Consider the following 13258-nt stretch of genomic DNA (forward strand, 5'->3'; position numbering starts at 1 on the left):
ACGCACGGAAAAGATGTCGCCCAAGCGCTCGTTCATACATTGATTCTCCCCACCTTCGACAGCCGCCGTCAGGAATTTCACCTTCAGTTGCAAGCACTTAGATGCTGTCACAACGCGATGGGGTCCGCAAGTGGTTCAGTTCACAAATTTCGCACGTAAGTGATCTTGATCATTAAAATATCCGAACAGTATTACTGATTTGCTATCACATAGGAGGCGGGGTGACAGACCCGCCATTCGCGGGGACCCAGTTGCCATGGAATCCGGCCGGAATCCGGTGCGGCAGATGCACCCTCGCGAGTTCTTCCAGGGAGCTCGCATCCAGGATCGCCAAGGCGCTGGTATCGGTGGCGAAGTCGTAGACCAACCCCATCAGCACGCCGTCGTCCTCGGCGGCGTCCGGCGAATTCGGGTGAAATACGAACTCCCCCAGATGCTTTCCCGTGCCGAACGTCTTGACGTCCGCGCCGCCGCGCGCCAGATCGTGTTTGAACAGCATCGAGGTGTCGGCCGGTTCGGCGCTCTCGGCCACCGTGTACCCGTACCGGTGGCGCTTCCCGAGGCGCCGCTCGTCGACCCGGGGGAACTCCTGCACCCGGTCGTCGGACCGCGATTCGCGCACCGCGCCCCGGGCTAGGTCCACGATCCACCGGTCCAGGGTCGGCGACCCGTCGGGGCCCGCTTGGCCGGCGTCGAACATCCTCGGGTACCGGACGACATCGAGCACCAAGGTGTCACCGGCCTCGAAGGCGTTCATCGTGTGGAAGACGTAGCAGGGCTCGACCTCGAACCACCGCACATCGGCGCTCACGCCCTCGCGCGGCATGACGCCCACCCTTGCCGGGTAGCGGGGATTCCAGCGGTACGGGAACCGATGGTCGCCGCGCCGCGTCGGGCGCCGGGCGGCGAACGCGTCCGGGATGCGGACGCGGCCCACCGCGGCCGACAGCAGCATCCGCGCCGGCCCGCGCAGGGCCGGCGCGACGGCCATCTCGACGGCCCGGCGCGCGTCGAACGTGACCGGCAGATCGAAGAACACGACGTAGTTCTCGGTCAGCGCGAAGTCGTGCATCATCGGGCTGCCGCCCACCTCGATCGCCACCTTGCGCCGCGCTCGCCCGTCGACGCCCACCACGGAATACCGCACCGTGTTACCGCGATCGAAGGAGTACGTCACGGCGTGCAGTTCGCCGGTGTCCGGGTCGCGCTTGGGGTGGGCGGCGTACCCGCGGCTCAGCGTGCCGCCGAAGTCGCAGACGCCGACCGTGTCCAGCTCATCGGTGAGTTCGTAGTTCGCCACGCCGCCCTCGACGAGTGCCAGCGTCTTGCCGGCGTGCCCGATGACGTTGGTGTTGGCACCGATTCCGGTGACCGCGCCGCCGCCGTCGGCGCCCTCGCCGAGCGCCGCCGCCGTGGCCGGGCCGCGCACCCAGCGATTGCGGTACCACTCGGCCTTGCCGTCGCGGATCCGTATGCCGTGCACCATGCCGTCGCCGACGAACCAGTGGTAGCGCTCGGGGTCGATCTCCCCGATCGGATTGGGGCCGTTGCGCAGGTATCTGCCGTCCAGATGACCGGGAATCGTGCCGGTGACCGTCAGCTCGGTCAGCGTGTGTTCGCGGCGGACGGGAGCGAAAACGCCTTCGAGGAATCGATTTCCCACCGTTGAACCATCACACGAATCAGCCGGGAGCGCCGCAGTTTTCCGATTCGCCACCGGCGCGCGGCGTCCCTCACCCCCGGCTGGAGATCTGCTGGATGGCCCACTCGTTGCCGTCGGGGTCGGCGAAGAAGAGGAAGCCGACGTTGTCGAGGGGGTCGGGCACCGGGCGGGGGTTCTCGCCGAGCACCTGGACCTCGCCGATGTCGAGGCCGCGCTCGAGCAGTTCCGCGCGCGCCAGGTGGATGTCGGGGACGACCAGTTGCAGGCCCTTGAGGGAGCCCGGCGGCATATCCGGCACCGCCCCCTTGCCGATCACGATCGAGCATCCCGAGCCCGGGGGCGTGAGCTGCACGATCCGGGTGTTCTCGTCGATCACCGTGTCGTGGTCGACGGTGAAGCCGAGCAACCGCGCGTAGAAGTCCTTGGCGCGGTCGATATCGGTTACCGGCACGATCACGACCTCGAGCGTCCAGTTCATGGTCTGCCCTTTCACGTGAGGATGGGTCCGTTCCTACCAGCGGACACGGCACGCCGGACGCGTTCGCGCAGACATTGTCGAACGTAGCGCCCACCGGCCCACCTGACCACGATCGGCTGGCACACCGCGCGCATGGCGTGGCCGAGACGGTAGCCCGACAACGCGACCGCATGAGCTCCGCACCTCACACCGCCCCGCGCCGTCGCCCCCGCCGGAACCACGCGCGCCCGAACCTCCCCGCGCTCAGTGCCGCCGCCCCCGGCGAAACCGCCCGAACCTCCCAGCGCTCAGGTGCGCGGTTTCCAGCGCCAGGCGAACTCCCCCGCTTCGGGCGGGGGGCCGGGCAGGTCCCCCTCGGCGGCCAGGCCCGCGACGAGCAGGGCGAGGGTGCGCCGACGCAGTTGCGCGGTGCGCTCGGCGTCGGGCAGGACGATGGCCGAGCACGCCTCCAGGAGCAACCCGAGGTCTTGGGCGTTGACCTCGGGCCGCAGCCGGCCGGTGGCGTGGGCGCGGCGGACGAGTTCGCCGGTGACCTCGGCGGCGTGCGTCACGGCGGGCACGATCTCGTCGTCCGGGGTGAACGTGCCCGCCAGGTGCACGGTGAGCGAATGCACGTCGGCGTCCACGACTCGCTCGAGGAAGCCGACCAGCCCGCGCCAGCCGTCCGAATCCTCCAGCGCCGCATCGGCTTCCGCGTTGTAGCGGTGTAAGCCCTCGTAGCAGAGCGTGCGCAGCAGCACTTCCTTGCTGGGGTAGCGCCGGTACAGTGCGCTGATCCCGACGCCGGCGCGTTCGGCGACGGCGGCGATGGGGGCGCCCGGATCGGCGAGGAACACCGCCCGCGCGGCCTCGAGGATGAGCCCGTCGTTGCGCGCGGCCTGCGCTTTGCGGCCCGGCAGACCCTTGCGAGCTGGGGCGTCGGATGTCTTCGGCATGAATTCGAGGATAGCACTTGAAACGGAATGATCCGTTCTGCTACTGTTCAAACAGAACAGAACATTCCGTTTCAAAACGAGGAGTCGTCATGACCGCCATCACCCCCTTCCGCATCGACGTCCCGCAGGCCGAGCTGGACGAGCTGCGCGACCGCCTGGCCCGCACCCGCTGGGCCGACCAGATCCCCGGCTCCGGCGACGAGTACGGCGTGAGCACCGACCGGGTCCGGCACCTGGCGCAGCTGTGGCGCGACGGGTTCGACTGGCGCGCGGTGGAGCGCGATCTCAACACCCTGCCGCAGTTCACCACCGAGATCGACGGACAGACGATCCACTTCGCGCACGTGAAGTCCGAGCGCGACAACGCTTTTCCGCTGATCCTGGTGCACGGGTGGCCGGGCACCTTCGTGGAGTTCCGCGCACTCGTCGCCCCGCTCACCGCGGCGGGCTTCGATCTGGTGATCCCCTCGGTGCCCGGCGTCGGATTCTCCGGCCCCACCACGGAATCCGGCTGGCACAGCGCCCGGATCGCGCGTGCTTTCACCGAATTGATGGCGCGCCTCGGCTACACCCGCTACGGCGCGGTGGGCAACGACGGTGGCGCGATGGTCGCTCCCGAGATGGGCCGCGTCGCGCCGGAAAACGTGGTGGCCGTGCAGGTTTCGCAGGTCTACTCGTTCCCGAGCGGCGATCCCGCCGAGCTGGCCGACCTCACCGAGGACGAGCAGCGCGCACTCGAGACACTGACCTGGTTCGCGGAGAACAAGATGGGCTTCAACATCCTGCAGTCCCAGCAGCCGCAGACCCTGGCCCACGCGCTGGCGGACTCGCCGGCCGGCCTCGTCGGCTGGCACGCGCAGCTGCTCGGCCCCGACCTCGACGACGAGTTCGTGCTCACCAATATCGCCATCCAGTGGTTCACCGGCACCGCGGGCTCGGCCACCCGGCGCTATTTCGAGGACAAGAACGCGCCGCACCCCACCGAGCCGACCACGGTGCCGCTGGGCCTCTCGGGCTCGAACGGCGACTTCCACGGCATCCGCCGCTTCGCCGAGCGCGATCACGCGAACGTAGTGTCCTGGCGGACCCACGACGTGCACTCCCACTACCTGCACCACGCCGCGCCCGAGCTGATGGCGCGGGAGATCGCCGACTTCTTCGACCGCTACCGCTGAGACACTCGCTTATGTCTTGGAGACGCGTGGCCATGGATCGTCTCACCTGGCGCTGTTGTACTGGATTCACCGAGAACACAGGGGCTTTCACCAGCCCGGACAGGGAGCACACCATGAGGATCGCAGTCTTCGGAGCCACCGGAACCGTCGGCCGTCTCGTCGTCGAGCGAGCGCTCGGCGAGGGCCACGAGGTCACCGCGTTCACCCGCGACGCCGGGAACATCACCCGCAGCCACGAGCGCCTGCGGGTGGTGGCGGGCGACGTCTTCGACACGCACGCCGCCGAGCGCGCGGTGGCGGGCCAGGATGCGGTGATCGTCGCGCTCGGCGACGGGCGCATCGGGAAGGTGCGCTTCGGCGGCACCAAGGCGGTGGTCGAGGCCATGCACCGCACCGGCGTGAAGCGGTTGATCTGCCAGAGCAGCCTCGGCGTCGGTGACAGCCGCGGCAATCTCGACTTCCTCTGGAAATACGTGCTTTTCGGGGTGATCCTGCGCCGCGCCTACAACGATCACGTCGCCCAGGAGACGTATGTCATGGCGAGCCAACTGGATTGGACGATCGTGCGGCCCAGCGCGTTCACCGACGGCCCGCGCACCGGGACCTACCGGCGCGACTTCCCGGGCACCGAACCCGGTCTCGCACTGAAGATCTCGCGCGCCGATATCGCGGACTTCCTGCTCGAACAGCTCACCGACGACACCTACCTGCACCGCACCCCCGGCATCTCGCACTGATGCCCGCCACCTTGTCGCGACCCACGCCCCCTCAACACCGCGTGGGTCGCGACGTCGACCATCGTTCGGACCACCCGGTACCGAACCGGCTATACGCCGTACTGCTCCGGCGTGTCACCGTCGGCGCGCCACGCCACTTCGCGCGCAGAACGACCCTCCACGAACGCTCGCCTACGACGCGATCGCGGTGCACCACGCGGGCGTTGGCGAACCCACCCCCGCACTCACGCGTGCTGGTGCAGCTCACCCCAGGCCGGGAACGGATCGGCGTACCTGGTCCACACTCGCGGCCCCGCGGCGAATTCCTCGTCCGTCAACAGCGCGGCGTCGAGCAGCGCGCGCACCTTGCCCCCGTCGAGCCGCACGCCGATGAACACCACCTCCTGCCCGGCGGACACCTCCAGCGACGACCACCACGCGGCGGGCTCGAAGGTCAGGTTGGGGCCGGCCTGCGACCAGACCGCCGCCAGCTCCGGACGGCTCGCGATCCAGCAGAATCCCTTGCTGCGCAACATCCCCCGCATCCCGTTCAGCGCCTCGGCCAACCGCGCGGGATGGAACGGGCGGTCCGCGGTGTAGGTGATGCTGCGGATGCCGTACTCCTCGGTCTCGGGCACGTGCCCGCCGGCCAGCTCCTCCTCCCAGCCCTCGCTGGCGGCGGCGACCACCGGGTTGTAGCGGCCGGTGGCCAGCACCTCGGACAGGTCGACCACGCCGCGCTCGGCGCGCAGCACCCGGGCGCGCGGGTTGAGCCTGCGCACCATCGCCTCCACCGTGCCGACGGCGTTCGCGCTCACCAGATCGGTCTTGTTGATCAAGAGCACGTCGGCGAACTCCACCTGATCCACCAGCAGGTCCGCGATGGTGCGCTCATCGCCGTCCCCGGCCTGGAGGTCGCGCGCGGCCAGCGCCTCCCCGCGCACCACCTCGCCGAGGAAGGTCGAGGCGTCGACCACGGTGACCATGGTGTCGAGGCGGGCGATGTCGCCGAGCTTGAAGCCGTCCTCGAACTCCCACTCGAACGTCGCCGCCACCGGCATGGGCTCGGAGATACCCGTGGATTCGATGACGAGCTGGTCGAAGCGCCCCTGCCTGGCCAGTTTCCCGACCGCCTCGATGAGATCCTCGCGCAGCGTGCAGCAGATGCAGCCGTTGGTGAGCTCGACCAGTTTCTCCTCGGTGCGGTCCAGGTGGCCCTGACCCGCGACCAGCGCCGCGTCGATGTTCACCTCGCTCATGTCGTTCACGATGACGGCCACGCGGCGGCCGTCGCGGTTGGCGAGGATGTGGTTGAGCAGGGTGGTCTTGCCCGCCCCGAGGAAACCGGACAGCACGGTGACGGGCAGCGGATCGACGCTCGGCGAAGTGGTCATGCCTTAATGATAATGGTTTTCATTTATGACAGGGCGGCGGGTGCGCGCACACGCGGCCGCGGGGCCGTAGATTCTTGCGGTGTGAAACTGCTGCCCCTTCCCGACAGCGGACAGACCCCGGTCCGCGTCCTCACCATCGCAGGCACCGACTCCGGCGGCGGGGCCGGAATCCAGGCCGATACGCGCACCATGGCGCTGTGCGGCGTGCACGCGTGCGTCGCCGTCGCGGCGGTGACCGTGCAGAACTCGGTGGGCGTGAGCGGCTTCCACGAGATCCCGCCGGGGATCGTGGCCGACCAGGTGCGCACCGTGGTGAGCGATATCGGGATCGCCGCCGCCAAGACCGGCATGCTCGCGTCCACCCCGATCATCGAGGCCGTGGCTGGGGTGTGCCGCGAGGTGGGCATCGGCCGCGACGGCCATATCCCCTTGGTGGTCGACCCGGTCGCCGCCTCCATGCACGGCGACCCGCTGCTGCACGCCGAGGCGCTGGACGCGGTGCGGCACACCCTGTTTCCGCTGGCCACGGTGGTGACGCCGAACCTGGACGAGGTGCGCTTGATCACCGGCGTCGAGGTGGTGGACCGGGCGACCGCGCGCAAGGCCGCCGAGGCGCTGCACGCGCTGGGCCCGAGCTGGGCCATCGTGAAGGGCGGGCACCTGCGGTCCTCGGAGGTCAGCACCGACCTGCTGTTCGACGGCGAGGCGTTCCACGAGTTCACCGCCCCGCGCATCGCGACCGGCAACGATCACGGCGGCGGCGACACCCTCGCGGCCGCGCTGGCCTGCGCGCTGGGGCACGGCTACTCGGTGCCCGACGCGGTGGCCTTCGCCAAGGAGTGGACGCGGCGCTGTCTGGAGGCGTCCTACGATCTGGGCGCGGGCCACGGCCCGGTCTCCCCGCTGTGGCGGCTGCGCCACTCCTGAGACACGCCGTCCCGACCAGCGGGCCGGGCTACCGGAACTTGTCGGTGGGCGGGTCCATACTGGGTGTGTTGCGCAACACCATCGGCCTCAACGGCGCGGCCGGTTCAGGACAACGGCGTTCGCGGTGTTCGCGACGAGGCGCCCTCCCTACCGTCCGCGGCGGTATCGCGGGGCCCGGTCCTAGCGGGCCGAGAAGGCCAGGTGCAGGGGCTGCTCGGCGTCGATCGCGATGCCGTTCAACCGCGCGTTCGCCTCGGCGAGCGCCGAGATGATCTCCGCCAGATACGCCACGAACTTCTCGATCGGCATGGCATTGGCCGCCAGCCGGTTCGCGCCGAGCCACCAGTCGGTGGCCGAGGCGACCGCGCCGAAGATGGAGTAGTTGACCAACTCGATGCTGGCCACGTCGACCGTCTCGTCCAGCAACCCCGCGAACAGCTCCGCCAACCGCCGCGCCGACTGGCGGGCCGATTGCAGCGCCCGCTCCGATTCGTCGGCCTGCTGGGTGAAGTGACTGTGCAGCATGAAGCGGAAGACGTTGGGGTGTTCGGTCACCACCAGCGCGTATTCCGCGGCGCTGCGGCGCACCAGTTCGCGGGCGGAGTCGCCGGTGAGGTCGATGCCCGCCAGGATGCGCTCCCACAGGATGTCGCGCACCCGGTCCACGATGGCGTTGTAGAGGTCGGTCTTGTCCTCGAAATGCCGGTACAGCTTGGGTTTCGCGGCGCCGGCCTCCTTGGCGATATCGCCCATGCTGACCTCGGGGCCGTACTTGTCCAGCGCGCGGAACGCCGCGCTCACGAACTCCTGGCGCACCTGGCGCCGGTGCTCGCGCCACCGCTCGGTTCTGGCATCGACGCGACCTGATCGCGCCCGGTCGGTGCTCCGGCGGCTGCTCTTCACCCTTGCGACCGTATCAATTCCCGGTGGCGACCGGTGGTGCGCCGAGTCCGCCCGCCGTGACCGGATCGACGGCGAATCGGATTCGCCGCGCCGTTGACGTAACTGTCTGTGACAGGCTAGCGTCCTTTTTGAATCCGATTCAAGAACTGGAGGCGCGATGGTCGGCAACCGCCGCGGCGAGGCCGCCCGCGCGACACTGCTGGACGCGGGGCGGGTCGCGTTCAGCACCCAGCGGTACGAAGAGGTGTCCATCGTCGATCTGGCGCGCTCGCTCGGTGTAGCCGCCGGGTCCATCAGTTACCACTTCGGTGGTAAGCGCGGCTTCTACCTGGCCGTCATCGCGCAGGCGGCCGACGAGTTCTGGAGCGAGCTGCTGGCGATGCGCGGCCCCGCGCTGGACCGGCTGACGCGGGGCGTGGAGAAACTGCTCGACCGCGCCCACGCCCAGCCCGGGGCGTTCGAGGCGCTGCTCGCCGACGTCGCCGACGCCGAGGTGCGCAAGATCCGCGACGAGCACCGCAGGCGGCTCGCGCACGCGCTGGCGGTGGAGATCTCCGGGTCGGCGGCCACACCCGTGCTGCGCGCGGCGATCGCCGGGTGGATGTCGTTCATCGAGGGCGCGGTCCTGGACTGGCTCCACACCGGCGACCTCGCGCGCGACCAGGTCCGGGATCTGATCCTGGGCAATTTCTTCGGCACCGTGCTTTCGGCGGTGTCGGTCGATCCGGGCATCGAACTCAGCAAGCGCGTCGTGGACGCGGTGCTGTCGGACGCGCGGCTGGGCTCGTTCCTGGCCGGTATGGCGATGACGATGCCCGCCGGAACCGTGGAGTGATGCGATGCGAAATACCTTGCCCACCGGCCCTTCTCGCGTAGTGCACCATCCGCTCGCGCGCGCCGCGGCCCACGCCGTCGGGCCGCGCGGCCTGCGGGACGAGCGACGGTTGCGCAGCGAGGTCGACGGAAAGGTGGTGGTGATCACCGGCGCGTCCTACGGCGTCGGCGCGGCCACCGCGCGGCTGTTCGCCCGTGCGGGCGCGCACGTGGTGCTCGCGGCGCGGTCGAAGGAGCGCCTGGCCGAGCTCGCCGGGGAGATCGGGGCGGCGGGCGGGCGCGCCTACGCCTACCCGCTGGACCTGACCAGCGAGGAGTCGGTGGCCGAATTCGCCGCCGCCGTCCAGCACGATCTCGGCGGCGTGGACTACCTGATCCACAACGCGGGCAAATCGCTGCGCCGCTCGATCCACCTCTCCTACGACCGGCCGAAGGACGTCACGGCCACCGCCGGCGCCAACTACGTCGGCCCGATGCGGCTGACGCTGGCGCTGCTGCCCGCCATGCGCGCTCGCGGCAGCGGCCACATCGTCAACGTGTCCACGGTCGGCGTCATGTTCCCGGTCGTGCCCAAATGGGGGTTCTACCTGTCGTCCAAGGCGGCGTTCGACTGGTGGATGCGCGCGGTCGGCATGGAGGCGCGCGCCGACGGCGTCACGCTCACGACGTTCTACGCCGGGCTCATGCACACCAGGATGAGCGCGCCGAGCCGGTGGATGCGCGTGCTGCCGGGCCAGACGCCCGACGACGCCGCGCGCGTCCTGGCGCGCGCCGTGGTGGAGAAGCCGCGCACGCTCACCCCGGTGTACGGGCATCCGTCGGCGATCGCGGTGCCGCTGTTGCGTTTTCCGCTCGAAGTGATCATCGGCGCGGTGTATCAGCGGCTCGGGGATACCGAAGCATCGCTGTCGCGGGTGCGGGCGGAGGTCGTGTCGGACAACGGCGAGACGGGTAGCGATGCTCGCCCCTCGCCGGGCGGCGGTGAGTCTGGGCGGCAGGAGAATTCGGCGGGTGCGATCCGGACGCCCCTTGATCGAGGGGCCGATCGGAACGGAGGTGGTTCGCGATGAGAACCGACCTGATTCCCGACGTACAACGCTGGGCCGCAGCGATTCCCGCGATCGCCAAGTCGGGGATGCTGGCTCCCGTCGGCCCGAAGACGGGCGCGCGGCTCGCGCAAGCCTTCTACCGGTACGGCCCCACACCAGCAATGCTGTTGGCCGCCAGCACAATTCGACATCCCCACCGCACCGCCCTCATCGACGACGCCGGTGCGCTCACCTACGCGCGATTGCAGTCGACCTCCGAGGCGATCGCCGCCGCGCTCTACGCGCTCGCCTCGGCACCACCCACCTCGGTGGGGATCATCTGCCGCAACCATCGCGGCTTCGCGCAGGCGATGGCGGCGGGTGCGCAGCTGGGCGCGGAACTGATCTTCCTGAACACCGAACTCACCGACGCGCAGCTGGCCGCGATCCTGGCCCGGCACGCCCCCGACGTGCTGATCTTCGACGAGGAGTACGCGGACGGGGTCGAAGCGGCGGACTACCCGGGGCTGCGCGTGCTGGCCTGGCGCGACGACCCGGCCGCCCCGTCCGCGCTGCCCTCGCTCGCCGACCTCGCGACCCGGTCACACCCGGCGCCGCCGCGAGTCCGGCACTCGGTGCGGATCACCTTGCTCACCTCCGGCACCACCGGACTCGCGAAAGGCGTTCCGCGGTCGGTTGATCCGGCCGCGATCGGACTGCTGTGCGCGACGGCGATGTCGGTGGTGCGGCTGCGCTCCACCGACACCGTGATCGCGGCGCCGCCCTTCTTCCACGGGTTCGGCCTGCTCGCGCTGCTCGGCCCGCTGACGCTGGGCGCGACCGCGATCTGCCGCCGCCGGTTCGACGCGCAGCGCACGCTCGCCGATATCACCGAGCACTCCGCGACGGTGCTGATGGGCGTGCCGGTGATGCTGCGCCGGCTGCTCGCCGCGCCCGCGCTCGACCGCCGCGCGCTGCGCGAATCGTCGCTGCGCGTGGTGCTCACCGGCGCGGCGCCGATCACCCCGGCCACGGTGCGCCAGGTCATCGACGTGTTCGGTCCGATCCTGGCCAACGGCTACGGTTCCACCGAAGCCGGGCTGGTCAGCGTGGCCGGCCCCGCCGATCTCGTCGAGGAGCCCGGCACCCTCGGGCGGCCGTCGCTCGGTGTCTCGGTGCGAATCCTGCGTCCCGACAACAGCATTGCCGTACCAGGCGAGATCGGGTCGATCTTCATCCGCAGCGGATTGGTCTACTCCGGATACTCACCCGACGCCACCGGCCGCCCGGCCACCAAACGGGTGGTCGACGGTTACGTGGATACCGGCGATATGGGCCATCTCGACGCGAAAGGCCGCCTCTACCTGGACGGACGCAGCGACGACATGATCGTCTCCGGCGGCGAGAACGTCTTCCCCGGCGAGGTCGAGAACCGGCTGGCCGAACACCCCGGCGTCGCCGAGGCGGTGGTCCTGGGGACCCCCGATCCGGAGTTCGGCCAGGTGCTGCACGCGTTCGTGGTGCCCGAACCCGGCGCGGGCGAGTTGCGCGACGACGATCTGAAATCCCATGTGCGCGAACGGTTGGAGCGCTACAAGGTGCCCAAGCGCTTCACCGTGGTCACCGAGATCCCCCGCAATGCGGGCGGCAAGGTGCTGCGCGCTCGACTACAACCCGGCACCGCGAGCTGAAACCGGCTCCCCGCGAAAGGAATTACGCCATGGCAACGACGCACCGGCGCGACCCCGAGATCGTCATCATCGGGGCGGGTGTGGCGGGTATCGCCACCGCCGTCACCTTCAAGCAGGCCGGTTTCCACAATTTCGTCATCGTGGAGAAGGGCTCCGATGTGGGCGGGGTGTGGCACTGGAACCGCTACCCTGGACTCACCTGCGACGTGCCGTCGCAGATCTATCAGTTCTCCTTCGCGCCCAAGCCGGACTGGCGACGCGTCTGGGCGACCGGGCCCGAGATCCAGCGCTACCACCGTGAAGTTGTCGAGAAGTTCGGCCTGACAGAGCATTTGCTGCTCGAGTCCGAGGTGGTCGGCGCGCGGTTCGGCGACGACGGGTGGGGGGTGAACATCGCCGACGGGCGAGAGTTGCGCGCCGACTTCGTCATCGCCGCCACGGGCGTGCTGCACCACCCGTTCACGCCCGACATTCCCGGCCTCGGCGAGTTCACCGGTTCGGTCGTGCACACGGCCCGCTGGGACGACTCTATCGAGACGGCGGGCAAGCGCGTCGCGGTGATCGGCACCGGATCGACCGGCGTGCAGATCGTTTCGGCGCTGCAACCCGAGGCGGCCACGCTCACCCAGTTCGCCCGTACCCCGCAGTGGGTGCTGTGGGCGCCGATGGGCCTGCCGCAGCCCTGGCTGCTCGGCAAGGCACTCGATCTCGTGCCCGGGGTACACCGGCGTCTGTACGACGGAATGCTTCGGGCCTCCGGCATTCTGGCCGATGTGGTGTTGCGCCCGAGCTGGCGTCGGCGCGCGGTGCAGGATTTCGCGCGACTGTCGCTGACGGCGCAGGTCCACGACCCGCGGCTGCGCCAGGCGCTCACGCCCGACTACGAACCTTTGTGCAAGCGACAGGTTGTGTCGGGCACGTACTACCGGGCGATCTCCGCGCCGAACGCCGAGCTCGTCACCGACGCGATCACCGCGATCACGCCCACCGGCATCCGCACGGCCGACGGCAGGCATCACGAGGTGGACGTGATCGTCTTCGCCACCGGGTTCAAGCCGCACAACTACATGCGACCCATGAATCTGATCGGCCGCGACGGCCTAACCATCGATGAGGCGTGGTCGAAAGGTCCACGCGCGTACCGGATGACGGCGATCCCCGGCTTCCCCAACCTGTTCACGGTGCTGGGCCCGAACTCGCCGACCGGCTCCATCTCCCTCCAGTACTCCGCCGAACTCACCGCCCGCTACATCACCTCGTGGCTGCGCCGGTTCCGCGCCGGGGAGGTGGACACCGTGGAGGTCACCGAGGAGGCGACTACCCGGTTCAACGACGAGGTGGCCGACGCGCTCGGTCCCACCGTGTGGAACACCGGGTGCCGGTCCTGGTACTTCACCGACCAGCACACCATCGACCTGTGGCCCTTCGACCGCGCGACCATGACCCGGATGCTCACCACCCCGGACGAGCGCGACTACCACCTCACCCGCGCGCCGCGCCTGGCCGCGCTCTGA

Annotated in this window: 11 protein-coding genes and 1 pseudogene; 7 read left to right on the top strand and 5 right to left on the bottom strand. The window is 69.6% G+C overall.

What is annotated here, in order from left to right; genetic code table 11:
* Positions 1-205: 205 nt before the first annotated feature.
* The 3 genes from DFR74_RS22980 to DFR74_RS22990 all read right to left on the bottom strand — a co-directional run bounded on the left by DFR74_RS22980 (position 206) and on the right by DFR74_RS22990 (position 3076).
* Positions 206-1663 carry a carotenoid oxygenase family protein gene (locus tag DFR74_RS22980; RefSeq protein ID WP_067511807.1) on the bottom strand — a complete coding sequence of 486 codons (1458 nt, stop codon included), beginning with the start codon at positions 1661-1663 and terminating at the stop codon, positions 206-208.
* Between the two features lie 70 nt (positions 1664-1733).
* Entirely contained in the window at positions 1734-2141 is a 408-nt protein-coding gene (locus DFR74_RS22985) for a VOC family protein (protein ID WP_067511809.1), read from the bottom strand.
* A gap of 287 nt (positions 2142-2428) precedes the next feature.
* A complete protein-coding gene (locus DFR74_RS22990; RefSeq protein ID WP_067511811.1) occupies positions 2429-3076 on the bottom strand; it encodes a TetR/AcrR family transcriptional regulator in 648 nt (215 codons plus the stop codon).
* 89 nt (positions 3077-3165) lie between these two features.
* Between DFR74_RS22990 and DFR74_RS22995 the strand changes: the two genes are divergently transcribed.
* Positions 3166-4251 (top strand): epoxide hydrolase family protein, encoded by a 1086-nt coding sequence (locus DFR74_RS22995; RefSeq protein ID WP_067511813.1) that lies wholly within the window; start codon positions 3166-3168, stop codon positions 4249-4251.
* 113 nt (positions 4252-4364) lie between these two features.
* On the top strand, positions 4365-4988 hold the full coding sequence (locus DFR74_RS23000; protein ID WP_067511815.1) for an NAD(P)-dependent oxidoreductase: 624 nt from the start codon (positions 4365-4367) through the stop codon (positions 4986-4988).
* 224 nt (positions 4989-5212) lie between these two features.
* Here the strand turns inward: DFR74_RS23000 and DFR74_RS23005 are convergent, their stop codons facing one another.
* Positions 5213-6361: a GTP-binding protein gene (locus DFR74_RS23005; RefSeq protein WP_067511817.1), complete on the bottom strand. Its 1149-nt coding sequence runs from the start codon at positions 6359-6361 to the stop codon at positions 5213-5215.
* A gap of 81 nt (positions 6362-6442) precedes the next feature.
* On the opposite strand from DFR74_RS23005, the gene thiD reads away from it, so the two are divergent.
* A complete protein-coding gene (gene thiD, locus DFR74_RS23010) occupies positions 6443-7288 on the top strand; it encodes a bifunctional hydroxymethylpyrimidine kinase/phosphomethylpyrimidine kinase (protein ID WP_067511819.1) in 846 nt (281 codons plus the stop codon).
* Positions 7289-7468: 180 nt separating this feature from the next.
* Here thiD and DFR74_RS23015 read toward each other — a convergent pair whose 3' ends face one another.
* A complete protein-coding gene (locus DFR74_RS23015) occupies positions 7469-8191 on the bottom strand; it encodes a TetR/AcrR family transcriptional regulator (protein WP_067511820.1) in 723 nt (240 codons plus the stop codon).
* Positions 8192-8348: 157 nt separating this feature from the next.
* Here DFR74_RS23015 and DFR74_RS23020 point away from each other — a divergent pair, with 157 nt between their 5' ends.
* From DFR74_RS23020 to DFR74_RS23035, 4 genes and pseudogenes are all read left to right on the top strand, one after another.
* Positions 8349-9026: a TetR/AcrR family transcriptional regulator gene (locus tag DFR74_RS23020; protein ID WP_067511822.1), complete on the top strand. Its 678-nt coding sequence runs from the start codon at positions 8349-8351 to the stop codon at positions 9024-9026.
* A 4-nt stretch (positions 9027-9030) separates the two neighbouring features.
* Positions 9031-9948 (top strand): annotated as a pseudogene (locus DFR74_RS23025) (SDR family NAD(P)-dependent oxidoreductase); the annotation flags it as partial.
* Between the two features lie 143 nt (positions 9949-10091).
* Positions 10092-11744 carry an AMP-binding protein gene (locus tag DFR74_RS23030; protein ID WP_067511824.1) on the top strand — a complete coding sequence of 551 codons (1653 nt, stop codon included), beginning with the start codon at positions 10092-10094 and terminating at the stop codon, positions 11742-11744.
* Positions 11745-11773: 29 nt separating this feature from the next.
* The gene (locus DFR74_RS23035) at positions 11774-13258 is read left to right on the top strand and encodes a flavin-containing monooxygenase (protein ID WP_067511826.1); all 1485 of its coding nucleotides are present in this window, start codon (positions 11774-11776) and stop codon (positions 13256-13258) included.

The sequence above is a fragment of the Nocardia puris genome (assembly GCF_003315035.1).
Classification (GTDB): Bacteria; Actinomycetota; Actinomycetes; order Mycobacteriales; family Mycobacteriaceae; genus Nocardia; species Nocardia puris.